Origin of the sequence: Cupriavidus sp. UYPR2.512 (assembly GCF_000379565.1) — a bacterium.
Lineage (GTDB): Bacteria > Pseudomonadota > Gammaproteobacteria > Burkholderiales > Burkholderiaceae > Cupriavidus.
Map to the genome: position 1 here is coordinate 43,050 of NZ_KB902876.1, position 25,242 is coordinate 68,291.

19 protein-coding genes are annotated in these 25,242 nt (G+C 67.4%); 11 read left to right on the plus strand and 8 right to left on the minus strand.

Features of this window, described 5'->3' with window-relative positions; genetic code table 11:
• Window positions 1–59: 59 nt before the first annotated feature.
• The 3 genes from pyrH to rpsB form a co-directional block, all read right to left on the minus strand.
• Window positions 60–770: a UMP kinase gene (gene pyrH, locus A3A5_RS0107170; protein WP_026200542.1), complete on the minus strand. Its 711-nt coding sequence runs from the start codon at window positions 768–770 to the stop codon at window positions 60–62.
• 278 nt (window positions 771–1,048) lie between these two features.
• Entirely contained in the window at window positions 1,049–1,927 is an 879-nt protein-coding gene (gene tsf, locus A3A5_RS0107175) for a translation elongation factor Ts (protein WP_018309928.1), read from the minus strand.
• 297 nt (window positions 1,928–2,224) lie between these two features.
• Window positions 2,225–2,971, minus strand: a complete 747-nt coding sequence (gene rpsB / locus A3A5_RS0107180) for a 30S ribosomal protein S2 (protein ID WP_018309929.1) — start codon at window positions 2,969–2,971, stop codon at window positions 2,225–2,227.
• A gap of 335 nt (window positions 2,972–3,306) precedes the next feature.
• On the opposite strand from rpsB, the gene map reads away from it, so the two are divergent.
• The 3 genes from map (at window position 3,307) to A3A5_RS0107195 (ending at window position 8,665) form a co-directional block, all read left to right on the plus strand.
• Entirely contained in the window at window positions 3,307–4,125 is an 819-nt protein-coding gene (gene map, locus A3A5_RS0107185) for a type I methionyl aminopeptidase (RefSeq protein ID WP_018309930.1), read from the plus strand.
• Between the two features lie 87 nt (window positions 4,126–4,212).
• Window positions 4,213–6,795, plus strand: coding sequence for a [protein-PII] uridylyltransferase (locus A3A5_RS0107190; protein ID WP_018309931.1), 2,583 nt, complete (start codon window positions 4,213–4,215; stop codon window positions 6,793–6,795).
• A gap of 22 nt (window positions 6,796–6,817) precedes the next feature.
• Window positions 6,818–8,665, plus strand: coding sequence for a pseudouridine synthase (locus tag A3A5_RS0107195; protein ID WP_018309932.1), 1,848 nt, complete (start codon window positions 6,818–6,820; stop codon window positions 8,663–8,665).
• Window positions 8,666–8,752: 87 nt separating this feature from the next.
• On the opposite strand, the gene def is transcribed toward A3A5_RS0107195, so the two are convergent.
• From def to smc, 4 genes are read right to left on the minus strand one after another with little or no spacing between them, the layout of a single operon-like run.
• Window positions 8,753–9,286, minus strand: a complete 534-nt coding sequence (gene def / locus A3A5_RS0107200) for a peptide deformylase (RefSeq protein ID WP_018309933.1) — start codon at window positions 9,284–9,286, stop codon at window positions 8,753–8,755.
• Between the two features lie 14 nt (window positions 9,287–9,300).
• Window positions 9,301–11,430: an NAD-dependent DNA ligase LigA gene (ligA, locus tag A3A5_RS0107205; protein ID WP_018309934.1), complete on the minus strand. Its 2,130-nt coding sequence runs from the start codon at window positions 11,428–11,430 to the stop codon at window positions 9,301–9,303.
• Between the two features lie 12 nt (window positions 11,431–11,442).
• On the minus strand, window positions 11,443–12,756 hold the full coding sequence (locus tag A3A5_RS0107210) for a cell division protein ZipA C-terminal FtsZ-binding domain-containing protein (protein WP_018309935.1): 1,314 nt from the start codon (window positions 12,754–12,756) through the stop codon (window positions 11,443–11,445).
• The gene (gene smc, locus A3A5_RS0107215; RefSeq protein ID WP_018309936.1) at window positions 12,753–16,268 is read right to left on the minus strand and encodes a chromosome segregation protein SMC; all 3,516 of its coding nucleotides are present in this window, start codon (window positions 16,266–16,268) and stop codon (window positions 12,753–12,755) included. Before smc ends, A3A5_RS0107210 begins: the two co-directional genes overlap by 4 nt.
• Before the next feature lie 437 nt (window positions 16,269–16,705).
• Here smc and A3A5_RS0107220 point away from each other — a divergent pair, with 437 nt between their 5' ends.
• Window positions 16,706–17,533: a ferritin gene (locus tag A3A5_RS0107220; RefSeq protein WP_018309937.1), complete on the plus strand. Its 828-nt coding sequence runs from the start codon at window positions 16,706–16,708 to the stop codon at window positions 17,531–17,533.
• A gap of 13 nt (window positions 17,534–17,546) precedes the next feature.
• Here A3A5_RS0107220 and A3A5_RS0107225 read toward each other — a convergent pair whose 3' ends face one another.
• Complete coding sequence (locus A3A5_RS0107225) at window positions 17,547–18,515, minus strand: DMT family transporter (RefSeq protein WP_018309938.1); 969 nt, start codon at window positions 18,513–18,515, stop codon at window positions 17,547–17,549.
• Between the two features lie 193 nt (window positions 18,516–18,708).
• On the opposite strand from A3A5_RS0107225, the gene dapC reads away from it, so the two are divergent.
• The 7 genes from dapC (at window position 18,709) to A3A5_RS0107260 (ending at window position 25,237) form a co-directional block, all read left to right on the plus strand.
• Window positions 18,709–19,908, plus strand: coding sequence for a succinyldiaminopimelate transaminase (dapC, locus tag A3A5_RS0107230; RefSeq protein WP_018309939.1), 1,200 nt, complete (start codon window positions 18,709–18,711; stop codon window positions 19,906–19,908).
• Window positions 19,909–19,977: 69 nt separating this feature from the next.
• Window positions 19,978–20,805, plus strand: a complete 828-nt coding sequence (gene dapD / locus A3A5_RS0107235) for a 2,3,4,5-tetrahydropyridine-2,6-dicarboxylate N-succinyltransferase (RefSeq protein ID WP_018309940.1) — start codon at window positions 19,978–19,980, stop codon at window positions 20,803–20,805.
• A gap of 91 nt (window positions 20,806–20,896) precedes the next feature.
• A complete protein-coding gene (locus A3A5_RS0107240) occupies window positions 20,897–21,280 on the plus strand; it encodes a hypothetical protein (protein ID WP_011615476.1) in 384 nt (127 codons plus the stop codon).
• 22 nt (window positions 21,281–21,302) lie between these two features.
• Window positions 21,303–21,650, plus strand: a complete 348-nt coding sequence (locus A3A5_RS0107245; RefSeq protein WP_018309941.1) for an ArsC family reductase — start codon at window positions 21,303–21,305, stop codon at window positions 21,648–21,650.
• Window positions 21,651–21,669: 19 nt separating this feature from the next.
• The gene (gene dapE, locus A3A5_RS0107250; protein WP_018309942.1) at window positions 21,670–22,821 is read left to right on the plus strand and encodes a succinyl-diaminopimelate desuccinylase; all 1,152 of its coding nucleotides are present in this window, start codon (window positions 21,670–21,672) and stop codon (window positions 22,819–22,821) included.
• Window positions 22,822–22,847: 26 nt separating this feature from the next.
• Window positions 22,848–23,741 carry a 50S ribosomal protein L3 N(5)-glutamine methyltransferase gene (gene prmB, locus A3A5_RS0107255; protein WP_026200543.1) on the plus strand — a complete coding sequence of 298 codons (894 nt, stop codon included), beginning with the start codon at window positions 22,848–22,850 and terminating at the stop codon, window positions 23,739–23,741.
• A gap of 233 nt (window positions 23,742–23,974) precedes the next feature.
• Window positions 23,975–25,237, plus strand: coding sequence for an MFS transporter (locus tag A3A5_RS0107260; RefSeq protein WP_018309944.1), 1,263 nt, complete (start codon window positions 23,975–23,977; stop codon window positions 25,235–25,237).
• Window positions 25,238–25,242 lie beyond the last annotated feature (5 nt).

The window sequence follows — 25,242 nt, forward strand, 5'->3', positions numbered from 1 at the left end:
TCATTCTACTCTTAGCCCGGCCGGACACCAGCGTTGCAGCGCGGCATCCGGCGCCGGATTCACACGTGCACCAGGGTACCCTCGTCCTCGCCCAAGATCACCCGCTTGAGCGCGCCCGGCTTGACGATCGAGAACACCTTGATCGGCAGCTTCTGGTCACGGCACAGCGCGAAGGCGGTGGCGTCCATCACCTGCAGGTTGCGGGAGATGGCCTCGTCGAAGGTGATGGTGGTGTAGCGCGTGGCGCTGGGGTCCTTCTTCGGGTCGGCGGTATACACGCCATCGACCTTGGTGGCCTTCAGCACGATTTCAGCCCCGATCTCCGCGCCGCGCAGCGCGGCCGCGGTGTCGGTGGTAAAGAAGGGGTTGCCGGTGCCGGCGGCGAAGATCACCACCTTGCCCTCTTCCAGCTGGCGGATTGCGCGCGGGCGGATATAGGGCTCAACCACCTGGTCCATGCGCAGCGCGGATTGCACGCGGCCTTCGATATTGGCGTGGCGCATTGCGTCCTGCAGCGCCAGGGCGTTCATCATGGTGGCCAGCATGCCCATGTAGTCAGCCGTGGCGCGGTCCATGCCGGCGGCACCGCCGGCGACGCCGCGGAAGATGTTGCCGCCGCCGATGACCACCGCGACCTGCACGCCGAGCTTCACGATCTCGGCAATGTCGTTCACCATCGCCTCGATGGTGGAGCGGTTGATGCCGAAGGCATCGTCACCCATCAGGGCCTCACCGGACAGTTTCAGAAGGACGCGCTTGTAGGCTGGCATGTTCACCCTCGGACAGGAGCAAATCGCTCGGTTGAGACGATCTTGAGATGTATTGTTTTTGGCACCGTCGGCGCGGGTCGTCGCGCCGACGGCGGAAGAAAGCCGGTTTTCGGGGTGCCCCGGCCAGTACGGACGGACCACCACGAAAACTGACTGCTGCAGTGCAACGCGACATGGGCCGCGCGGCACTACTTATGCAGAGGGGCACCTTGCGGCGCCCCTGCGGCATTATAGGCGCCCGGACCGGCCCAGCTGGGCCATCCGCGGCGCCCCGGACATCAGCCCTTCTGGGCAGCGGCCACCTGGGCGGCCACTTCAGCGGCGAAGTCGTCCTGCTTCTTCTCGATGCCTTCGCCCACGACATAGAGCGTGAAGCCCTTGACGGTCGTGTTGGCGGCCTTCAGCATCTGCTCAACCGTCTGCTTGTCGTTCTTCACGAACGGCTGGTTGAACAGCGAGACTTCCTTCAGGTACTTCTGCACCGAACCCTCGACCATCTTGGCGACGATTTCGGCCGGCTTGCCCGACTCGGCAGCCTTCTGCTCGGCAATGCTGCGCTCCTTGGCGATCAGGTCGGCGGGGACCTGCTCGGCGGACAGCGACACCGGCTTCATGGCGGCCACGTGCATGGCCACGTCCTTGGCGGCGGCTTCGTCGCCATCGAACTCGACCATCACGCCGATGCGGGTGCCGTGCAGGTACGAAACCAGCTTGCCGCCGTTGGCGTAGCGGGCAAAGCGGCGGACCGTCAGGTTCTCGCCGATCTTGCCGATCAGGGCCGTGCGGGTGGCTTCAACGCTCACGCCGTCGATTTCCAGCGCCGACAGGGCGGCCACGTCGGCCGGGTTCTGCTTGGCGATCAGTTCGGCAACCTTGGCCGAGAAAGCCAGGAAGTCGTCATTCTTGGAGACGAAATCGGTCTCGCAGTTCAGTTCGACCAGCACGCCGGTGGTGCCGTCGATGAACGATGCGACCACGCCTTCAGCGGTCACGCGCGACGCGGCCTTGCTGGCCTTGTTGCCCAGCTTGACGCGCAGCAGCTCTTCGGCCTTGTCCAGGTCGCCGTCGGCCTCGGTCAGGGCCTTCTTGCATTCCATCATCGGCGCGTCGGTCTTCGCGCGCAGTTCTGCAACCATGCTTGCGGTAATTGCCGCCATTTGTCACTCCTTGAATGGTTCACGCCGGCTGCCGGCAGTCGCCTGCGGCACCCGGTCGGTGGGTCTACAGCACACCCGCGGCAGATACTGCCTGCGGCGGATGACAACAATTCAAATTCAAAAAAAGGGGGCGCCAGATGTGCCCCCTTTTTTATTGCCCTTCTTGCCCGGCTGCCGGCGTACCCCGGCTTTCGCCTTGCGCGCAGCCCGTGGTGACGGGCCGCAAGCGTTGCCTGTCTGTCGTGCGGTGACGATGCGCGCTAGCGGGTTCCTTTCCGGCAATCAGGCGGCGGGCAATCAGCCTTCCTGCACTTCGACGAATTCGTCGTCGCCGCCGCGCGCGGCCTCGACCACTTCCTGCACGGCGTTGGCACGGCCTTCCAGGATCGCGTCAGCCACGCCGCGCACGTACAGGGCCACGGCCTTGCTCGAGTCGTCGTTGCCCGGGATCACGTAGTCGATGCCTTCCGGCGAGTGGTTGGTGTCAACCACGCCGATCACCGGCACGCCCAGCTTGTTGGCTTCGGTCACGGCAATCTTGTGGTAGCCGACGTCGACCACGAAGATCGCGTCCGGCACGCCGCCCATGTCCTTGATGCCGCCGATCGACTTTTCCAGCTTCAGCATCTCGCGCTCGAACATCAGCGCTTCCTTCTTGCTCATGGTTTCCAGCGCGCCGGCTTCCTTGGCGGCTTCCATGTCCTTCAGGCGCTTGATCGAGATCTTGACCGTCTTGAAGTTGGTCAGCATGCCGCCGAGCCAGCGGGCGTCGACGTAGGGCATGCCGGCACGGCCAGCTTCTTCAGCCAGGATTTCGCGCGACTGGCGCTTGGTGCCCACGAAAAGGACGGTGCCGCGATTGGCTGCCAGCTGACGCACGTACTTCATTGCGTCCTGGAACATCGGCAACGTCTTTTCGAGGTTGATGATGTGGATCTTGTTGCGATGGCCGAAGATGAAGGGGGCCATCTTCGGGTTCCAGAAGCGGGTCTGGTGGCCGAAGTGGCAACCGGCTTCCAGCATTTCGCGCATGGTAACGGACATGTAAATCTCCAAAGGGTTAGGTCTGAAGCCCGCCCCGACATTCCTGAAAAGGAACACCCCGGATAGGCGGGCCAGCGATTTCAAACAACGGCAGGAATATCCTGCAAAATTCCGAGCCTGGCGCGCGCAATGCTGCGCCGCAACCAAGTCAGCCCGCTATTGTAGCAATAAAAGTGCGGCCCGCTCAAGCCGCCCGGTGCCCTGACGGCCTGTGGACTCAGCCCAGGACGGCCGCACACAGGCTGCGATCTGGTCCCGATGGTGCGATAATCCCACATTGATCTTTCGATTCCGGCGCGGCCAGTGGCCTCGCCATCACTTTCTGGCGACGCAGCATGAGCATTTACCTGAACACCGCCGAAGACATCGCCCAGATGCGCGTGGCTTGCCGCCTTGCCTCCGAAGTCCTCGACTACATCACGCCCTTTGTCCAGCCGGGCGTTACCACCGGCGAGCTGGATCGCCTGTGCCACGCCTATATGCGTGACGTGCAAGGCACCGTGCCGGCGCCACTGAACTACGCCCCGCCCGGCTACCCGCCCTTCCCCGGCGCGATCTGCACCTCGGTCAACGACGTGATCTGCCACGGCATCCCGGGCGACCGGGTGCTCAAGGGCGGCGATGCCATCAACCTGGACATCACCGTCATCACCAAGGAAGGCTACTACGGCGACACCAGCCGCATGTTCATCGCCGGCGAGGGCTCGATCCTGGCCAAGCGCCTGGCGCAAGTGACCTATGAATGCATGTGGAAGGGTATCGCGCAGGTTCGCCACGGCGCCCGCCTAGGCGACATCGGCCACGCCATCCAGGTGCACGCCGAAGCCGCCGGCTACAGCGTGGTGCGCGAGTACTGCGGCCATGGCATCGGCAAGAACTTCCACGAAGACCCGCAGATCCTGCACTACGGCCGCCCGGGCACCGGCGCCGAGATCAAGGCCGGCATGATCTTCACCGTGGAGCCGATGATCAACGCCGGCAAGCGCGATATCCGCACCATGCCCGACCAGTGGACGGTCAAGACCCGCGACCGCAGCCTGTCGGCGCAGTGGGAGCACACCGTGCTGGTCACGGAAACCGGCTACGAGGTCCTGACGGTATCCGCCGGGACCCCGGCCCCGCCGGCCTTTATCACCGATTCCGTCGCGGCCTGAGGCCGCACTGTAGCCAGGGGCGCCTGACCGGGCGCCTTTCTTTTTCCAGCCGTGCCCACCAACCCGCTCCTCGAGCCTGCCATCTCCATGGACACCACGCCGGAACTGCTGCTTGCCGCGCGCGTGCGCGACAAGCTCAAAGCCGACAAGCAGGCGCTGTTTGCCGACTTCAACGCCAGCGCCAATGTCGGCACGCTGATCACGCGGCTGCGCCGCGCCGTCGACGCCGCGCTGGTGGAAGCCTGGCGCGGCCTCGGAATGCCCGCCGGCGCAGCGCTGGTGGCGGTGGGCGGCTATGGCCGCGGCGAGCTGCTGCCATACTCCGACGTCGACGTGCTGCTGTTGCTGCCCGCCGAGCCCGACCAGGACACCACCGGGCGCCTGGAGCGTTTTATCGGCCTGTGCTGGGACCTTGGGCTGGAGATCGGCTCTTCGGTGCGCACGGTGGGCGATTGCATCCGCGAGTCGCGCCAGGACGTCACTATCCAGACCTCGCTACTGGAAGCGCGGCTGTTGACCGGCAGCCGCAAGCTGTTCGAGTCGATGCGTACGCGCTACCTCGCCGACCTGGACCCGGCCGCGTTCTTCCAGGCCAAGCTGCTGGAAATGCGCCAGCGCCACGCCAAATACCAGGACACGCCCTACGCGCTCGAGCCCAACTGCAAGGAAAGCCCGGGCGGCCTGCGCGACCTGCAGGTGATCCTGTGGATGACCAAGGCGGCGGGCCTGGGCGACAGCTGGAAAGAACTGTTCGAGCGCGGCCTGCTGACACAGCGCGAAGCGCAGGAGCTGGCGCGCAACGAGCGCCTGCTCAAGACGATCCGCGCGCGCCTGCACCTGGTGGCTGGCCGGCGCCAGGACGTGCTGGTATTCGACCTGCAGACCGCGCTGGCGGAGTCCTTCGGCTATCGCCAGACCACCAACAAGCGCGCCAGCGAACAACTGATGCGCCGCTACTACTGGGCGGCCAAGGCGGTCACGCAGCTCAACAGCGTGCTGCTGCTGAACATCGAGGCGATGCTGTTCCCGAGCGAGTCTCAGGTGACGCGCGTGCTCAACGAGCGCTTTGTCGAGCGCCAGGGCATGCTGGAGATCACCAGCGACGACGTCTATGAACGCGACCCGCACGCGATCCTGGAAACTTTCCTGCTATACCAGCGCACGCCCGGCGTGAAAGGCCTGTCGCCGCGCACGCTGCGCGGGCTGTACAACGCACGCACCGTGATGAACGCGGGCTGGCGCAACGATCCGGAAAACCGCCGCCTGTTCCTGGCCATCATGCAGGAGCCGCAGGGCATCACCCACGCGCTGCGCCTGATGAACCAGACCAGCGTGCTGGGCCGCTACCTGATCAACTTCCGGCGCATCGTCGGCCAGATGCAGCACGACCTGTTCCACGTCTACACCGTGGACCAGCACATCCTGATGGTGGTGCGCAACATGCGCCGCTTCGCCATCGTCGAGCACACCCACGAGTTCCCGTTCTGCAGCCAGCTGATGGCCAGCTTCGACAAGCCGTGGGTGCTGTGGGTGGCAGCGCTGTTCCACGACATCGCCAAGGGCCGCGGCGGCGACCACTCAACGCTAGGCACCGTAGATGCGCGCCGCTTCTGCAAGCAGCACGGCATTGCGCGCGAAGACGCCGACCTGATCTGCTGGCTGGTCGAGCACCACCTGACCATGAGCCACGTGGCGCAGAAGCAGGACCTGACCGATCCCGACGTGATCCACGCCTTTGCCCGCGTGGTCGGCAGCGAACGCTACCTGACCGCGCTCTACCTGCTGACCGTGGCCGACATCCGCGGCACCAGCCCCAAGGTATGGAACGCGTGGAAGGGCAAGCTGCTGGAAGACCTGTACCACATCACGCTGCGCGTGCTGGGCGGCGCGCGCGTGGACTCACATTCGCTGTGGTCGCAGCGCAAGGAGGACACCATCTCCGAGCTGCGCCTGAAGGCCTTCGACCCGGCGCTGGGCAAGTCCCTGTGGGCGCAGCTCGACGTGGCCTTCTTCCTGCGCCACGATTCGCACGATATCGCCTGGCTCACGCGCCACCTGTACAACAAGGTGGACAGCCCCACGCCGGTGGTCAAGGCACGCGTCTCCCCCGCCGGCGAAGGCCTGCAGGTGGCGGTCTACGTCAAGGACCAGCCCGACCTGTTCGCGCGCATCTGCGGCTACTTCGAGCGCAAGGCGTTCTCGATCCAGGACGCCAAGATCCACACCACGCGCCACGGCTACGCGCTGGACACGTTCCAGGTCACCGACCCCGGCATGGCCGGCGACGGCGGCAGCTACCGCGACATCATCGCGCTGGTCGAGCACGAACTGTGCGAGCGGCTGCGCCTGCAAGGCGCACTGCCCGAACCCGCGCAGGGACGGCTGTCGCGCCAGTCGCGCAGCTTCCCGATCAAGCCGCGCGTCGACCTGCGCCCGGACGAGCGCGGCCAGTATTACCTGCTGTCGCTGTCCGCCAACGACCGCACCGGCCTGCTGTACGCCATCGCCCGCGTACTGGCACGGCATCGCGTATCCGTCCACACGGCACGCATCAACACCCTGGGCGAACGCGTCGAAGACGTGTTCCTGGTCGACGGCAGCCGCCTGGCCGCCGACAACCGATTGCAGATTCAGCTTGAACAGGACTTGCTCGCCGCCCTCGCCATCTGAGGCGGGCGGGCAGCATCAACATATGACCGACAGCAATTCGCCGAAGCGCAAGACGCTAGGTATCAAGGCCGCCAGCGACACCGGCACGGCCGCGCGCAAGACCGGCACCCGCCCCGTGCGCGTGTCCGACCTGAACCGCAAGCGCGTGCAAGCCGTCTCCGAAGGCATCAAGCGCGCCCAGGAGCGCGCCGGCGGCAAGACCGGCGGCCGTCCGGCCCAGGGCGAACCGCAGGCCGGCGCAGCCCAACCGCGCAAGCCCCGCGCGCCGCGTCCCGCTGACGGCGAACGCCAGGCACGCCCGCGCCGCCCGGAAGGTGGCGAGGCGCGTCCGCGCCGCTTCGGCGATGACGAAAGCCGTCCCCGCCGTTATGGCGACGACCGGGGCGAGGCACGTCCGCGCCGTTTCGAAGGCGGCGAAGCGCGCCCGCCGCGCCGTTTTGGCGACGACGACAATCGCCCGCGCCGCACGGGCGATGACCGTGGCGAGGCACGCCCGCGCAGCTTTGAAGGCGCCGAAGCGCGCCCGCCGCGCCGTTTTGGCGACGACGACAACCGCCCCCGCCGCATGGGCGACGATCGCGGCGAGGCACGTCCGCGCCGTTTTGAAGGCGGCGAAGCGCGCCCGCCGCGCCGCTTCGGCGACGACGACAACCGCCCCCGCCGCACAGGCGATGATCGCGGCGAGGCACGTCCGCGCCGTTTCGAAGGCGGCGAAGCGCGTCCGCCGCGCCGTGCTGGCGAGGACAACAACCGTCCGCGCCGGTTCGAAGGCACCGACTCGCGTCCGCGCCGCGTTGGCGATAACGAGAACCGTCCCCGCCGTTTCGAAGCCACCGACTCGCGTCCGCGCCGTTATGGCGATGACGAGAACCGCCCCCGCCGCTTCGAAGGCGCCGACTCGCGTCCGCGCCGCTATGGCGACGACGACAAGCGCCCGCGTCCCGCGCCCTCGGGCGAGCGCCGCCGCGAAGGCACCGCGCCGGCGCGCCGCTTCAGCGACGCCGCCGACCGCATCCGCACCGCCGGCCCGGCACGCCAGCAGGCACCGGCCGCGCGCCAGGAAAAGCCCGCGCCCGCCCGCGCCGAGTCCAGCCACGACGACGGCCTGGTGCGCCTGTCCAAGCGCATGTCCGAACTGGGCCTGTGCTCGCGCCGCGAAGCCGACGAATGGATCCCGCACGGCTGGGTGCTGGTCGACGGCAAGCCCGTGACCGAACTGGGCAGCCGCATCCGCCCCGACGCCGAGATCGAGATCATGCAGGAAGCGCGCTCCGAACAAGGCGAGCGTGTCACGGTGCTGCTGAACAAGCCGGTAGGCTACGTCTCCGGCCAGGCCGAGGACGGCTACGAGCCGGCCGCGGTGCTGTTCGCCCCCGAGAACCAGTGGGAAGGCGACCCCACGCGCAAGCGCTTTGCCCCGTGGCAACGCAAGAGCCTGGCACCCGCCGGCCGACTTGATATCGACTCAACGGGCCTGCTGGTGCTGACGCAGGACGGCCGCGTCGCGCGCGCGCTGATCGGCGAGGATTCGACCGTCGAGAAGGAATACCTGGTGCGTGTGGTCTGGCACTCGCCGCAGGGCGTGGTCGAGCGCAATATCAGCGCGGAATTCCCGGCCGATGATCTCGAGCTGCTGCGCCACGGGCTGTCGCTGGATGGCGTGCCGCTCAAGCCGGCCAAGGTCAGCTGGCAGAACGAGGAGCAGTTGCGCTTCGTGCTGCGCGAGGGCCGCAAGCGCCAGATCCGCCGCATGTGCGAACAGGTCGGGCTGCAGGTGGTCGGCCTCAAGCGCGTGCGCATGGGACGCGTGGTGCTGGGGGATTTGCCGCCGGGCAAGTGGCGGTTCCTGGGGCAGTTTGAGAAGTTCTGATTCCGGAATTTGCCGACACAAAAAACCGGTCCCCAGGACCGGTTTTTTTGCGCCTTGCGCGGTATCGATACCGCGCCGCACAGCTCGTCAATCGTCACTATTCGGCGGCAAATCCGGAAATAACACCTCCGTAAACCCAAACTGCCTGAAATCCTTGATCCGCATCGGATACAGGATCCCCTGCAAGTGGTCGCACTCATGCTGCACCACCCGCGCATGGAAGCCTTCGGCCACGCGTTCGATGCGGTTGCCCATCAGGTCGTAGCCGCTGTACTTCAGCCGCAGGTGGCGCGGCACCACGCCGCGCAGGCCGGGCACTGACAGGCAGCCTTCCCAGCCGTCCTCCATCTCGTCGGACTGCAATTCCAGCCCCGGGTTGATCAGCACCGTCTTGGGCACGGTAGGCGCGTCCGGATAGCGCGGGTTGCGGTCGAAGCCAAAGATCACCACCTGCAGGTCCACGCCGATCTGCGGCGCGGCCAGGCCGGCGCCGTTGGCGTGGTCCATGGTGTCGAACATGTCTTCGATCAGCGTGCGCAGCTCCGGCGTATTGAAGCGTTCGACCGGCCGCGCCACCTGCAGCAGGCGCGGATCGCCCATCTTGAGAATCTCGCGGATCATAGTTGTTTCCCCGGTTATTGCTGTGCCGGCGCGGCGCCGGCCTCTGCCAGCAACGCCAGCATGCCGGCCTCGTCCAGCACCGGCACACCCAGCGCCTCGGCCTTGTCGAGCTTGCTGCCTGCCTCGGCGCCTGCAACCACATAGTCGGTCTTCTTCGATACCGAACCCGCTACCTTGGCGCCAGCGGCTTCCAGCAGGTCCTTGGCGTCCTCGCGCGACATGGTGGGCAGCGTGCCGGTCAGCACGAAAGTCTTGCCCGACAGCGGCGCCGGGGCCTTCGCCGCCGGCTCGCTTTCTGTCCAGTGTACGCCTGCGGCGCGCAGTTGTTCGATGACCTCGACGTTGTGCGGCTCGGCAAAGAAGTGCGCGATCGACTGCGCCACCACCGGGCCGACGTCGTTCACTTCCAGCAGCGCGGCTTCGTCGGCTGCCATCAGCGCATCCAGCTTGCCGAAATGCCTGGCCAGGTCCTTGGCGGTGGCTTCGCCCACATGGCGGATGCCCAGCGCGAAGATAAAGCGGTTCATGGTGGTCTCGCGCGATGTCTCGATCGCCGCCACCAGGTTGGCCGCCGACTTGTCGGCCATGCGTTCCAGCGCGGCCAGCTTGGCCACGCCCAGCTTGAACAGGTCCGCCGGCGTGCGCACGATGCCCTGGTCGACCAGTTGCTCGACCAGCTTGTCGCCCAGGCCTTCAATATCCATGGCGCGCCGCTGTGCGAAATGCAGCAGCGACTGCTTGCGCTGCGCGGCGCAGATCAGGCCGCCGGTGCAGCGCGCGATGGCTTCGTCCTCGAGCTTCTCGATATGCGAGCCGCACACCGGGCAGGCGGTCGGCATCACGAAGGCGCGCGCGTCGGCGGGGCGGCGCTCGGTCACCACGCCGACCACTTCCGGGATCACGTCGCCGGCGCGGCGCACGATCACGGTGTCGCCGATATGCACGTCCTTGCGGCGGATCTCGTCCTCGTTGTGCAGCGTGGCATTGGTCACGGTCACGCCGCCGACGAAGACGGGCTTGAGCCGCGCCACCGGCGTGATCGCGCCGGTGCGGCCGACCTGCACTTCGATGTCTTCGACGATGGTGGTCATTTCCTGCGCCGGGAACTTGTGCGCCAGCGCAAAGCGCGGCGCACGCGAGACAAAGCCCAGGCGCTCCTGCTCGGCCAGTGCGTTGACCTTGTAGACCACACCGTCGATGTCATACGGCAGCGCGTCGCGGCGCTGGCCGATATCGCGGTAGAAATCCAGCAGGCCCTGCGCGCCCTTCACCACCGCGCGGTCCTTGCACACTGGCAGGCCCAACGCGGCAAAGCCGTCGAGCATGGCGCTGTGGGTGGGCGGACGGTCCACGCCCTGCAGCTCGCCCAGGCCATAGGCGAAGAATGACAGCGGCCGCTTGGCGGTGATGCGCGGATCGAGCTGGCGCAGGCTACCCGCGGCGGCGTTGCGCGGGTTGACGAAGGTCTTCTCGCCGGCCTCGGCCTGGCGCTGGTTGAGCTTGTCGAAGTCGCGGCGGAACATGAAGACCTCGCCGCGCACTTCCAGCACCGCGGGCGCCTGGCCGCGCAGCTTCAGCGGGATTGCCTTGATGGTGCGCACGTTGATGGTGACGTCCTCGCCGGTCTCGCCGTCGCCGCGGGTGGCGGCCTGCACCAGGCGGCCATCCTCATAGCGCAGCGACATGGCCAGGCCGTCGAACTTCAGCTCGCAGGCGTACTCGACCGCGTCGGCGGCACTGAACAGGTCCTGCTCGCCGGCGGCGGGCGCGCTGCGGCCCAGGCCCTGCGCGCAGCGGCGGTCGAAGTTCAGCACGTCGTCGTCGGCGAAGCCGTTGTTGAGCGACAGCATCGGCACGCGGTGGCGCACCGAGTCGAAGGCCGACAACGGCTCGCCGCCCACGCGCTGGGTGGGCGAGTCCGGCGTCTGCAGTTCGGGATGCTCAAGCTCCAGCGCCTGCAGTTCGCTGAACAGCGAGTCGTACTCGGCGTCGGGAATGGTAGGCGCGTCCAGCACGTAGTACTGGTAGTTGTGGCGGTCCAGCTCGTCGCGCAGCCAGGCCACGCGCCTGGCGGCAGCTTCGGGCGGCAAGGCGCCGACGGGCGCGGAGGCATCTGCCTGCGCGCCGCGGTGTGTTGCGGTCATGACAGGCTCCGGCTAGATGCTGAACAGGCGCAGCGCCACCAACGACCCGGCCGGCATGCCGCGCGCCTCCAGCTTGTTGTACAGCGTGTCAAGCTGGCTGAAGATCGCGACGAACGAGGCCTCGGTCAGCGGCCGCATATTGTCGTCGACCAGTTGCGCGCCCATGCGCTGGGCCAGCGTGTGGCCGTACTCGCACACGGTCTTGAACGGCCTGGCGGCCTGGTCGGCCACCGGCACGTCGAGCAGCAGCGTGATCTGGCGGCCGGCCTTGACGGTCAGGTCGTCGCGCAAGAAGTTGGTGTCGCCGAACTGCAGCGTGAACAGCGGACGCTGCACGCCCTCGGCGTTGGCCTGGTAGCGGATAAAGCGGGTGCCATCGCGCGACAGCACCAGCCCGTCCTGCGTGGCCACGTTCTGCACGTACGCCGCCGACCACGGCGCGCCATCCGAGATCACGTTGACGCCGAGCTGCACATCGCAGCCGGCGGCAAAGCCATCCAGCTCGCGCGCATTGGCGACGGTCTCGCTCATGTCAGGCAGGTCGGCCGAGGCATCGAGCGACTCGGCCAGCGACTCCACCGCGGTGATGAATTCCGAGAACTCCAGCGCGTTGAGCGGACCGCCGCGGTTGGCCAGCTGCACGCCGACCTGCAGGTCTTCGTACTGGTGGCCGGCGGTGACCGGCTCCCATGCATTGGCTTCGGTGCGCAGGCCTTCGATATGGACCTGCTTGGTGCCGGCGCGGCGCAGCCGGCCGGTCAGCGGCAGGATGCGGTCACCGGAGGCCTTGCGCTCCAGGTGCAGGGGCACGATGCAGTCGATCAGCGGATCGATCAAGGCCGGCGTGGGCTGGCCATCGGGCACGGCGGCCACCGGGGCCGGAGCCGGCGCGGGAACCGGGGCCGGAGTAGCCTCGGCTTCGGCCTCGTCCTCGGCGGCCTCGGCATGCCTCGCGGCGGCCGCGACGGACACTTCCTCGGCGACGACTTCGTCGGCGTCCGCGGTGCTTGCGGCGGCCGCGGCGGCCGCAGCCGCGTGGTTGTTGTCCGTCGCCACCGCGGCACCGGCCATGGCCGGCGCCGGGGATAGCGTCGGCTCACGCCGCGGTGCCTGCTCGGCAGCGGCTTCGTGCAGGTGCGCGGCGGTTTCCGGCGCGGTGCTCTGGCCGACCACCGGCTCGCGCATCGGCGGCAGGTCGTCTTCAGGGCTGAGCTCGCGCGGGCGGCGCGCCTTGCGGATCTGCCACTGGTTGTAGCCGAACACCAGTACCACGAAAACCAGGCCCGCGACGATCAGCGCGGTCTGCAGGTCCATGTTCAGTTTCATGCTGCCTCCGCCATCGAAACCGCCGCGTCCATATCCACGGCCACGATACGCGAAACGCCCTGCTCCTGCATGGTCACGCCAATGAGTTGATGAGCCATTTCCATGGCAATCTTGTTATGTGAGATGAAAACGAATTGAGTCTTGTCCGACATGCGCGCCACCATATTGGCGTAGCGTTCGGTGTTGGCGTCGTCCAGCGGCGCGTCCACCTCGTCCAGCAGGCAGAACGGTGCCGGGTTGAGCTGGAACATGGCAAACACCAGCGCGATCGCGGTCAGCGCCTTCTCGCCGCCCGACAGCAGGTGGATGGTCGAGTTCTTCTTGCCCGGGGGTTGCGCCATCACCTGCACGCCGGCGTCGAGGATCTCCTCGCCGGTCATGATCAGGCGCGCCTGGCCGCCGCCGAACAGCGACGGGAACAGCTCGCCGAAATGATGGTTGACCTGATCGAAGGTGCCCTGCAGCAGCGCGCGGGTTTCCTGGTCGATCTTGGCGATCGCGTCTTCCAGCGTATTGATGGCGTCGTTCAGGTCGGCCGACTGCGCATCGAGGAAGGTCTTGCGCTCGCGCGCCGCGGCCAGCTCGTCGAGCGCGGCCATGTTGACCGGACCCAGCGCGTTGATGGCGTTGTTGATGCGCGTGACTTCGCCCTGCAGGTACGACGGCTTCAGGTCGCCGGTCAGCTTGTCGGCCAGCGCGGCCTCGTCCACCTCGGCCGTGGTCAGCTGCTCGCTGAATTGCTCCTGATTCAGGCGCGCGGCCTGTTCCTTGAGCTGCAGTTCAGTGATGCGGTCGCGCAGCGGCTGCAGGCTGCGTTCGGCGGCCAGGCGCTGTTCGTCGAACTGGCGCAGCTGTGCCGACAGCGCATCCAGCTCGGTGCGCGCGATGGTGAGCTTTTCTTCCTTCTCGGCGCGGCGCTCCAGCGCTTCCTGCAAGCCGGTGTGCGCGGTCTGCTCGTTGATGGTCTCCAGCTCGGCGCGGGCGTTTTCCAGGGATTCGGCAATGCGTTCGGCCTGGTCGGCGGCCACCTGGATATTGCGGCGCAGCTCGTCGATGCGGCTGGTCAGGTTGCGCTCGGCAAAGAGGGCTTCCTGTGCGGCGCGCTCGAAGTCGCGCAGCTGGTGGCGCGCGCCCGAAAGCTTGCTGTCCAGCGCCTCGAAGGCCATCTGCTGGTCTTCATGCGTGGCCTGCATCTCGGCCAGCGCGGCGTCGTGCTGCTCGAAGCTGGCTTCGGATTCGGCGCGGATGGCGCGCTGCTCTTCGATCTGCGCGTGGATCTCGTCCAGTTCCTCGCGGATCTGGCCGCTGCGGGCGGAATAGCGTTCCATCGCCTGCGACAGCTTGAGCACATCCATCTGCAACGCGTGCACGCGGCGGGTAGCCTGCTCGGCGCGCGCGCGGGCATCGCCCAGCCCCTGGCTGGCCTGGGTGTAGGCCGCTTCGGCACGCACCGCCTGGGTCTTGGCTTCGTCGGACAGCAGCAGCTGCGCGCGCGCCTGCTTCTGCAGGTTTTCGATTTCCTGCTCGCGTGCCAGCATGCCGGCCTGCTCGGAATCGGCGGCGTAGATCTGGATGGCGTTGCGGCCCACCAGATGGCCCTCGGCCACCACGAACGACGCGCCATCCGGCAGCGTGTTGCGCGCGGCCAGCGCCTGCGCCATGTCGGTGGCGACATAGACATCGGCCAGCCAGTCCTGCATCACGGCGCGGATGCCGGGCTCGGTGATCTGCACCAGCGACATCAGCGGGCGCAGGCCGGCAGGCGTTTCCAGCGGGCGGGCGGCGGCCGGCGGCGAGTAAAACGCCAGCTTGGCCGGCGGCGCGTCGGACAGGAAGGCCTTGACCCAGTCCAGGTTCGACACTTCCAGCGCGGCCAGCTTCTCGCGCAGCACGGATTCGAGCGCGTTTTCCCAGCCCGGCTCGATATGGACCTTCTTCCACAGGCGCGGCAGCTCGGCCAGCTCATGCCGGGCCAGCCACGGCTGCACCTTGCCGTCGGTCTGCACGTTCTCCTGCAGCTGGCGCAGCGCCGACAGGCGCGCTTCCAGCGTGGCAATGGCGGCGGCTTCGCTGTGCACGCGCGCCTGCGCGGCGCGGCGCGCTTCGTCCAGGCGCGGCACGCTCTCTTCGGCGTCGGCCAGCACGGCCTGGGCTTCCTCGACCAGCGCTTCCTGCTCGGCCAGCTCGGCGCGGGCCTGCTCAAGGCGGGTCTCGTCGGGGCGGTCCAGGCCCTTTTCTTCTGCCGACAGGCGTTCGCGGCGCTGTTCCAGCTGCTGCAGCATCTGGTCGGCGCTGCGCTGCTGCGCGGCTTCGAGCTTCAGGGCCTGCTCAGCTTGCATGATGCCGGTGCGCTGCTCGTTGAGCAGTTGCTGGGCGTCGCGCCATTGCGCTTCCAGCGTCGGCAGCTCGTCGTTCTTGTGGGCGACGGCTTCCTGCGCCTCGACCGTGCGGCCTTCGGCCACGGCCAGGTTTTCTTCGGCCTGCGCGAGTTCGTCGGTGGCCTGTTCGGCCTTGCCCTGCCACTGCTCGCGCTGTCCGGTCAGCGCGGCGATCTGGGCCTGCACACGGTTGCGCGATTCGACCACGTAGCGGATCTCGGCTTCCAGCTTGCTGACTTCGGCATTGGCCTCATACAGCTTGCCCTGCGCGGCGTGCATGCCATCGGACGCCGCGTAGTGCGCGGCGCGCATGGTTTCGAGCTCGGCTTCGACATGGCGCAGCTGCGCGGTCTGCGCCTCCAGGTCGATCTGGGCCTGCTCGATGGCACGCTGGTGGCGTTCCTGCTCTTGCTGGGCCTCGCGCTTGCGCAGCAGCCACAGCAGGTGCTGCTTTTCTTCGCCATCTGCGTGCAGCGTCTTGAAGCGCTGCGCCACCTCGGCCTGGCCTTCCAGTTTCTCGAGGTTGCTGCCGAGTTCGCGCAGGATGTCCTCAACGCGGGTCAGGTTCTCGCGCGTATCGGACAGGCGGTTTTCGGTCTCGCGGCGGCGTTCCTTGTACTTGGACACGCCCGCGGCCTCTTCCAGGAAGATGCGCATGTCATCGGGCTTGGCCTCGATGATGCGCGAGATCATGCCCTGCCCGATGATGGCGTAGGCGCGGGGCCCCAGGCCCGTGCCCAGGAAGATGTCCTGGATGTCGCGCCGGCGCACCGGCTGGTTGTTGATGTAGTAGGACGAAGTGCCGTCGCGGGTCAGCACGCGCTTGACCGCGACTTCGGCGTACTGGCTCCACTGGCCGGCAGCGCGGCCCTCGGCATTGTCGAACACCAGTTCGACACTCGCCCGGCCGGCCTGCTTGCGCGCGGTGGAGCCGTTGAAGATGACGTCCTGCATGGATTCGCCACGCAGCTCTGACGCACGTGACTCACCCAGCACCCAGCGCACCGCATCGATGATGTTCGATTTGCCGCAGCCGTTGGGACCTACGATGCCGACCAGCTGGCCGGGCACTTGAAAATTGGTGGGATCGACAAATGACTTGAAGCCCGCCAGCTTGATCGAGGATAGTCGCACGGTTTCTCGTGTGGTATCGGCCACTCCGGTATGGGAACCGGGGTCGGCCTGGTATCGGGGCTATTGCACTGTTCAGAAAGCCGGGCTGCGCGGGAGCCGGCGCGGCGTGACGCCAGCACCTCAAAATACCCCTCGGGCCCGAGAATTGGGGCTAATCATACCATCGCAGATGCCTTCGCCGGCCCGTTTGGCAGTCGCCCCGGCGTCATATCCCATGACCGATTTCCCTTGCTGTTCCGCCCCTTACAAGCGATTCCGCATGCACTTTGACAGGTGCCGCGGGCGCTGTCAGCCGTCCGTGGCGGCCAATCGTTCGGGAAACTAATTAGGGTAAATGCTAGTCTTTCATCTGTCGGCGTGACCCCGGATGCCCTCCGGGGGGTCGCGCACCCATGAACGCGCCCCTCGCAGCCCGTGACCAACCAGGAGGACAGAGCATGAGTGAACCGTCAGCGGCCGCCCGGCCGTGGTCTGTCAGCGACATCAACTACCAGGCGATCGACGTGAAACGCGTACGCGGCGACCGCGACCTGTTCTACCTGCTGGTGTCAGCCTCGTTCATCGAGAGCGGGTCCGACACCTACGCCGGCAACCTTGCCACCTATTACGCCCGTGTGCCCGACGCCGCCGACTGGCTTTCCGAGCGCTGGGAAGCCGAGGAACTGCAGCACGGGCTGGCGCTGCGGCGCTATGTCGAGCATGTCTGGCCGGAATTCGACTGGGAGCGCGGCTATGCACGCTTCTTCGACGAGTACAGCAAGACCTGCTCGATCGACCAGTTCGAGCCGACCGAGGGCCTGGAAATGGCAGCCCGCTGCGTGGTGGAAACCGGCACCGCCGCCTACTACCGCGCGCTGGAACAGGCCAGCGACGAACCGGTGCTGCGCGACCTGACGCGGCGCATCTCCAACGACGAAGTGCGGCACTACAAGCACTTCTATCACTTCTTCAACCGCTTCGCCGAATCTGAGCGGCTAGGCCGGCTGCGGGTGCTGGGTGCGCTGGCGCGCCGGCTGCTGGAGATCAAGAACGAGGATACCGCAATCGCGCTGCGAAACGTGCTGCGCATGGAGCGCGGCGTGGAAGCGGTGCCGGAAGCCGAGGTGCGCGCGCTCAATACGCGCGTGTCCGGCGTGATCCGGCGCAACATCCCCATCGAAATGACCGTGAAGATGCTGCTGCGGCCGCTGCACTTGCACCGCGGCCTGGAGCGCGCGGTGCGAGCGCCGCTGGTGGCAGTGGTGTCGCGGGTCATGCTGCACTGAGCCGCGCACCGGTTCAGTGACATGCTGCTGCCTCGGCACCTGCGGCGGCCGGCGCCGGCGCGCGGCTGCGGTGCACCAGCCCCGACAAGGCGCCGGCGGCGATAATGCACAGGCCGCCGGCCGCTTCCTTCCAGCTCAGCACCTCGGTCGCCAGCCACCACGACGACAGCGCCGCGATGACGATTTCGAACAGCATCAGCAGCGACACGCGATTGGCCGGCAGCCGCTGCAGCCCGTATTGCACCACCGAGTTGCTGACCACCAGCACCGCCGCCAGGCCGAGCACCAGCATGCCCACGCTCACCTGCGCGCCCTGGACGATGGTCACCGACGGGCCATCCAGCAGCAGCGCGGCCGGCACCCCCACCACCGTGCAGCCCAGGTAGACCACCACCGTGCGCACCCGTGCGTCCATGTCCGGGAAGCGCTGGCCGGCGCGGCGCGACAGCACATTGTTGACGGCAAAGCCCATGCCGCCGATCAGACCGGACCATTCCGCGGCAGAGCCTGGCAGCGGCACGCCGACCTCAGGCGTCCACAGCATCAGCCCGGCGCCGAAGAGGGCCAGCGCCACCAGCGACAGCCCTGCCGCCGACAGCCGCTCGCCCAGGAACAGCCGGGCAAACAGCGCGGTCCAGACCGGGGTCAGATAGAACAGCAACAGCACGCGCATCACATGGCCGTTGACACTGCCCCAGACAAAGCCGGCGTTGGTCACGCCCGCCGCCAGCCCGATGGCGACGAACAGCCAGTGCGGGCGCAGGCCGGCCAGGTGCCGGCGGAAGGCCAGCAGCGACAGCACGGCCGCGACCGAGCTGACCAGCGCCGCGGCGTGCATGCCGCCCAGGCCCCAGCCCGCCAGCACGCGGTACGGGAACCAGGCGATGCCCCAGACCGAGGCGCCGATCAGGATGGAAAGCGATGCCTTGACCGCATTGCGGTCGGCCGGCGCATGCTGCGCTGCAACAGTACTTGTGCTCATAAGGGAATCCGTGCGAGGCGAGCCAGGCCGCCGGCCGGTGACAGGCGGGCGGCGTCCGGACGGCGCCGGCGGCATCACCAGGGCGTGATGCCCGCCATCCGTGCCCATGGCCGGCCGCGCGGGCCGGGCCGGCGCACGGAAACCCGCGCCGTTCCTCTATAATGCGTCGTTTTAACCGGCCCCGACTGACACTGTGAATCCGCGCCTCGACCAGCTTCAGCCCTACCCGTTCGAGAAACTGCGGGCGCTCTTTGCGCAGGTAAAGCCTGCCGACAAGCCAGCCATCAGCTTCGGCATCGGCGAACCCAAGCATCCGACGCCTGAATTCATCAAGCAAGCGCTGGCAGAGTCGCTCGCGGGGCTGGCGAATTATCCCACAACGGCAGGTTCCGATGCACTACGGCAGTGCATCGCCGGTTGGCTGGAACGCCGCTACGGCCTGCCCAAGGTCAACGCCGCCACCGAAGTTCTGCCGGTGACCGGCTCGCGCGAGGCGCTGTTCGCCTTTGCCCAGACCGTGGTCGACGGCACCCGCCCGGGCGCGCTGGTGCTGTGCCCCAACCCGTTCTACCAGATCTATGAAGGCGCGGCGCTGCTGGCCGGCGCCACCCCGGTATTCGCCAACAGTGACCCGGCGCGCAACTTCGCTCCGGCCTTCGACCGCATCGCCGACGATGTCTGGCAGAACGTGCAGTTGCTGTTCGTGTGCACGCCCGGCAACCCGACCGGCGCGGTGCTGTCGCTGGAAGACTGGAAGCAGCTGTTTGCGCTGTCGGACCGCTACGGCTTCGTGATCGCCTCGGACGAGTGCTACTCAGAGATCTATTTCGACGAAGGCCGCGCGCCGCTGGGTGCGCTGGAAGCCGCGCACAAGCTCGGCCGCGGCTTTGAACGGCTGGTGATGTTCTCCAGCCTGTCCAAGCGCTCCAACGTGCCGGGCCTGCGCTCGGGCTTCGTGGCCGGCGATGCCGCGCTGCTGAAGAAATTCCTGCTATACCGTACCTACCACGGCGGCGCCATGAACCCCGCGGTGCAGTCCGCCAGCATCGCGGCCTGGAACGACGAGGCCCATGTGCGCGAAAACCGCGCCGCCTACGTGCGCAAGTTCAGCGAAGTCACGCCGATGCTGGCCGAGGTGCTGGACGTGGCGCTGCCCGATGCCGGCTTCTACCTGTGGGCGGATGTCTCGCGCACCGGCCTCACCGATACCGAATTCGCCGCGCGCCTGCTGGCCGGCCAGAACGTGACCGTGCTGCCCGGCAGCTACCTGGCGCGCGAAGCCGACGGCATCAACCCCGGCGCCAACCGCGTGCGCATGGCGCTGGTGGCGACGCCGGAGGAATGCCTGGAAGGCGCGCGCCGGATCGTTGAGTTCTGCCGCGCGCTCGGCTGAGCGCCAACCCATGACCGTGGCGCAGCCTGACCGCTGCGCCTTTATCCGATAACCACTGAAGAAACGCATATGACGCAAGCTCTGCAAGCCCTGATCGACCAGGCCTGGGAAGACCGCACCAGCCTGTCGCCCAAGTCCGCCCCCAACGACATCCGCGAGGCCGTCGCCAACGTCATCAGCCAGCTGGATTCCGGCGCGCTGCGCGTGGCCGAGAAGCAAGGCCAGGACTGGATCGTCAACCAGTGGGTCAAGAAGGCCGTGCTGCTGTCGTTCCGCCTGGAAGACAACGCGCCGATGAGCGCCGGCGGCTTTGCCCAGTTCTACGACAAGGTGCCGACCAAGTTCGCCAACTGGAGCGCCGACGACTTCGCCCGCGCCGGCTTCCGCGTGGTGCCGCCGGCCGTGGCCCGCCGCGGTTCGTTTATCGCGAAGAATGCCGTGCTGATGCCGTCGTACGTCAATATCGGCGCCTACGTCGACGAAGGCACCATGGTCGACACCTGGGCCACGGTCGGTTCGTGCGCGCAGATCGGCAAGAACGTCCACCTGTCGGGCGGCGTGGGCATCGGCGGCGTGCTGGAGCCGCTGCAGGCCAACCCGGTCATCATCGAAGACAACTGCTTTATCGGCGCGCGCTCGGAAGTGGTCGAAGGCGTGATCGTGGAAGAAAACTCGGTGATCTCGATGGGCGTGTACCTGGGCCAGTCGACCAAGATCTATGACCGCGAGACCGGCGAGATCCACTATGGCCGCGTGCCGGCGGGCTCGGTGGTGGTGGCGGGCAACCTGCCGTCCAAGGATGGCAAGTACAGCCTGTACTGCGCCGTGATCGTGAAGAAGGTCGACGCGCAGACCCGCGCCAAGACCAGCCTGAACGACCTGCTGCGCGGCGACTGACCGCGCCTGGCGCAGCCCGCAACGGCTGCGCCGCCCCGGGCCCGGCCCCGGGGCAGTATTTCCGTTGTCACCCCGCCTGGCCAGGCTGAACATGCCTTCCCTCCGCAAGCGACTCATGGCCCTGGATCCCACCACCGTCAGTACCGTGCTCTCCCTGCTGCCCACCATTCTCGAGCAGGCCAACAAGACCATCGAGAAACTGAAGAAGAACAAGCGCAAGGATGGAACGCCGGAAGGCGCGGTGGCCGACACGCGCGATCCCGCGGCCCGCATTGCCGAGCTGGAAGCCGCTGCCGTGCAGCAGGCCGAGGCCGTCAAGCTGCTGGCCGAGCAACATGCCATCACCATCGACGCGCTGCGCAAGGAAGCCGCACGGCTGGACCGCCGCCTGCGCCTGATGACCGCGGTGGCAATGGGCGGCGTGGCGCTTGGACTGGGCGGCCTCGTGATCGCGCTGAACCTGCTGTTCCGCTGAATCCAATCCATCAAGACTAGCCATGACCGTCCTGCTATACGGCATTCCCAACTGCGATACCGTCAAGAAAGCCCGCACCTGGCTGGATGCCAACGGCGTGGCGTACACCTTCCACGACTTCAAGAAGCAGGGCGTGGATGAAGCCATGCTGCGCGGCTGGCTCAGGCATGTGCCGCTGGCCACGCTGCTCAACCGCAAGGGCACCACCTGGCGCGCGCTGTCGGACGCCGACAAGACCCGCGCCGAGCAGGAAGCCGGCGCGATCGCGCTGATGCAGCAAAGCCCGTCGCTGATCAAGCGCCCGGTGCTGGCCCACGATGGCAAGGTGATGGTCGGTTTCTCCGCCGACCAGTACGCCGGCCAGTTCTGATTTCCACTCACGTAGTCCGATGACCGCCACCCTCGCCCTCACCGAAGACCTGATCCGCCGCCGCTCCGTCACGCCCGCCGACGAAGGCTGCCAGGCCATCCTGGAAACCCGCCTGAAGGCGCTCGGCTTCGACTGCGAAGCGCTCGTCAGCGGCCCCGACGATTTCCGCGTGACCAACCTGTGGGCGGTCAGGCGCGGCACGCAGGGCAAGGACGGCAAGCTGCTGGTCTTTGCCGGCCATACCGACGTGGTGCCGACCGGCCCGCTGGAGCAGTGGCATTCGGACCCGTTTGCGCCGACGCACCGCGACGGCAAGCTGTACGGCCGCGGCGCCGCCGACATGAAGACCTCGATCGCCGGCTTCGTGGTGGCGGTGGAAGAGTTCGTCAAGGCGCACCCCGCGCATGCCGGCTCGATCGGCTTCCTGATCACCAGCGATGAAGAAGGCCCCGCGCATGACGGTACCATCAAGGTAGTCGAGGCGCTGTCCGCGCGCGGCGAACGCCTGGACTACTGCGTGATCGGCGAGCCGACCTCGGTCGACACGCTTGGCGACATGGTCAAGAACGGCCGCCGCGGCTCGCTGTCGGGCAAGCTCACGGTCAAGGGCATCCAGTGCCATATCGCCTACCCGCACCTGGGCCGCAACCCGATCCATGAAGCCGCGCCGGCGCTGGCCGAGCTGGCCGCCGAGGTCTGGGACCAGGGCAACGAGTACTTCCCGCCGACCAGCTGGCAGATGTCAAACATCCACGGCGGCACCGGCGCCACCAACGTGATCCCGGGCCACGTCACCATCGACTTCAACTTCCGCTTCTCGACCGCCAGCACGCCTGAAGGCCTGAAGGCGCGCGTGCATGCAATCCTGGACCGCCACCAGCTGGAATACGCGCTGGACTGGACCCTGGGCGGCGAACCCTTCCTGACCCCGCGCGGCGAGCTGTCCGACGCACTGTCGTCGGCGATCGAGGCCGAGACCGGCGTCAAGACCGAGCTGTCGACCACCGGCGGCACTTCCGACGGACGCTTTATCGCCAGGATCTGCCCGCAGGTGATCGAGTTCGGCCCGCCCAACGCCAGCATCCACAAGATCGACGAGCACGTTGAAGTGCGCTTCATCGAGCCGCTGAAGAACGTTTACCGCGGCGTGCTGGAACGTCTCGTCGCCTGATTTTTTTCGCCGAAAGACACCCATACATGGCAACGCCCTCTCCCCTGCGCACCGTGCGCGACCTGCTGCGTCTCGCAGTCTCGCGCTTTACCGCCGCGCGCCTGTCCTTCGGCCACGGCAGCGCCAATGCCTATGACGAAGCCGCCTACCTGGTGCTGCATACGCTGAGCCTGCCGCTCGACACGCTCGATCCCTTCCTGGACGCGCGCCTGCTGCCCGAGGAAGTCGATGCCGTGCTCAAGGTCATCGACCGCCGCGTCAATGAGCGCGTGCCGGCCGCCTACATCACGCACGAGGCCTTCATGCACGGCCTGCGCTTCTACGTCGATTCACGCGTGATCGTGCCGCGCAGCTTTATCGGCGAACTGCTGCAGGACGGGCTGGAGCCCTGGGTCGGCGAGACCGACAGCATCGGTCAGGTGCTGGAGCTGTGCACCGGTTCCGGCTGCCTGCCGATCGTGGCCGCGCACGTCTGGCCGAACGCGAAGATCGACGCCGTAGACATCTCGCCCGACGCGCTCGCCGTGGCCCGCCGCAACGTGGCCGACTACAAGATGGACGACCGCATCCGGCTGTATGAGGGCGACCTGTACGCGCCGCTGCCGCATGGCGCCACCTACGACGTGATCCTGACCAATCCGCCCTACGTCAACGAAGGCTCGATGCAGGCGCTGCCGCCGGAATACCTGGCCGAGCCGCGCATCGCCCTGGCCGGCGGCGACGACGGCATGGACGTGGTGCGGCGGATCATCGCCGGCGCCAAGGCGCACCTGAACCCGGGCGGCGTGCTGGTGGTGGAGATCGGCAACGAGCACGCCAACGTGGAAGCGGCGTTCCCGGAGCTGGAAATCGTCTGGCTGCCGGTCAGCGCGGGGGATGAGCAGGTGTTTTTGCTGACGTACGACGCGCTGCCGGGGTAATTGATCCGGGCCATTGTTTGCTCCCCTCTCCCACTGAGGTGAGAGGGAGCCGGCCTCTGGTCTGTGATGCCACGCCGCCTTGGACAAACCATTCAACTGCCACCACGCGCAAACTGGGCGAACACCGGCCATCCCCCGGCCATGAATACCGCGCCCGCTCTACACTCGCTGCAGATACCCGCCAACCACAGCGCCTTCGCCCCGCAGCCATTGCGGCGGCGAACCCTGAAGCCGTGACCCCCAGCAACACCCGCCTCCCCGCATCGCCCGACGCCCTGCCCGCCCATGCTCCGGCAGCGCACGCCGCGCGCGGCATCGCCCTGCTGACGTTCGCTTTTGCCCTCAGCCAGTTCTTCCGCTCGTGCCTCGCGGTGATGGTGCCCGAGCTGCAGCATGATTTCGGGCTGTCGCCGGCGGGCTTCGGGGCGCTGTCTTCGTCGTTCTTCCTCGCCTTTGCGGTGGCGCAAATCCCGGTGGGTATTGCCTTCGACCGATACGGCGTGGGCCGGCCTACCGCGCTGCTGCTGGCGGTGGGCGCGGTGTCGTCGATCCTGTTCGTGCTGGCGCCCAACGGCGCGGCGGCCACGCTGGCGCAGGTGGGACTGGGGCTGGCGTGCGCGCCGGTGTTCATGGGCCTGCTGCATTTCGCCTCCGAGCAATTGTCCGAGCGCGACTACACCCGCGTGGTCAGCCGCTCCAATGCCATGGGCATGATCGGCGCGCTGTGCGCCACGGCGCCGCTGGGCTGGGCCATCTCGCTGATCGGCTGGCGCCCGTCGATGGCGGTATCGGCGCTGGGCATGGTGGCGGCCTGCTATGGCGTGTGGCGCTTCGTGCGCGACCAGGGCCATGCCGAGGCGCGCAGCGCGTCGTGGCCGTCAATGCTGTCGGAAAGCACGCAACTGCTGAAGCTGGCGCCGCTGTGGACGCTGATCCCGATGTGCGCGGCAATGGCCGCCGGCACCGCCTTCCGCAACGCCTGGAGCGGACCCTATCTGGCCGACGTGTTCGGCCTGGGCTCGGCGCCGCGCGGCGTGGCCCTGACGCTGCTCAGCGTGGCCGGCTTCCTGACCGCCTTCCTGCTGCCGGTACTGGTCCGGCGCAGTACGCTCAAGGGCACCATCGCCGGCTGGTCGTGCTTTGCCATGGCAGGTGCGATCTTGCTGGCGCTGTGGCCGGACAACGGCATCGGCTATGGCGTGGCGATGATGGCGCTGCTGTCGACCATCGGCATGCTGCACCCGCTGGTGATGGCACAGGGCCGCGGGCTGATCCCCCCGTCGCAGCGCGGGCGCGGGCTGGGTCTGCTCAATACCTTCGTGTTCCTGGGATCGGCGCTGACGTCATGGGCTTTTGGCTTGATCGCCAATGCCGGCCATATGCGCGGCTGGCCGCTGCCGTCCACCTATGCGGCGATCTTCCTGTCGGCGGCCGTGCTGATCGCCGCCGCGCTGGTGCCCTACTTCTTCAGCCCGCCGCATCCCACCAGCCGATAGCTGGC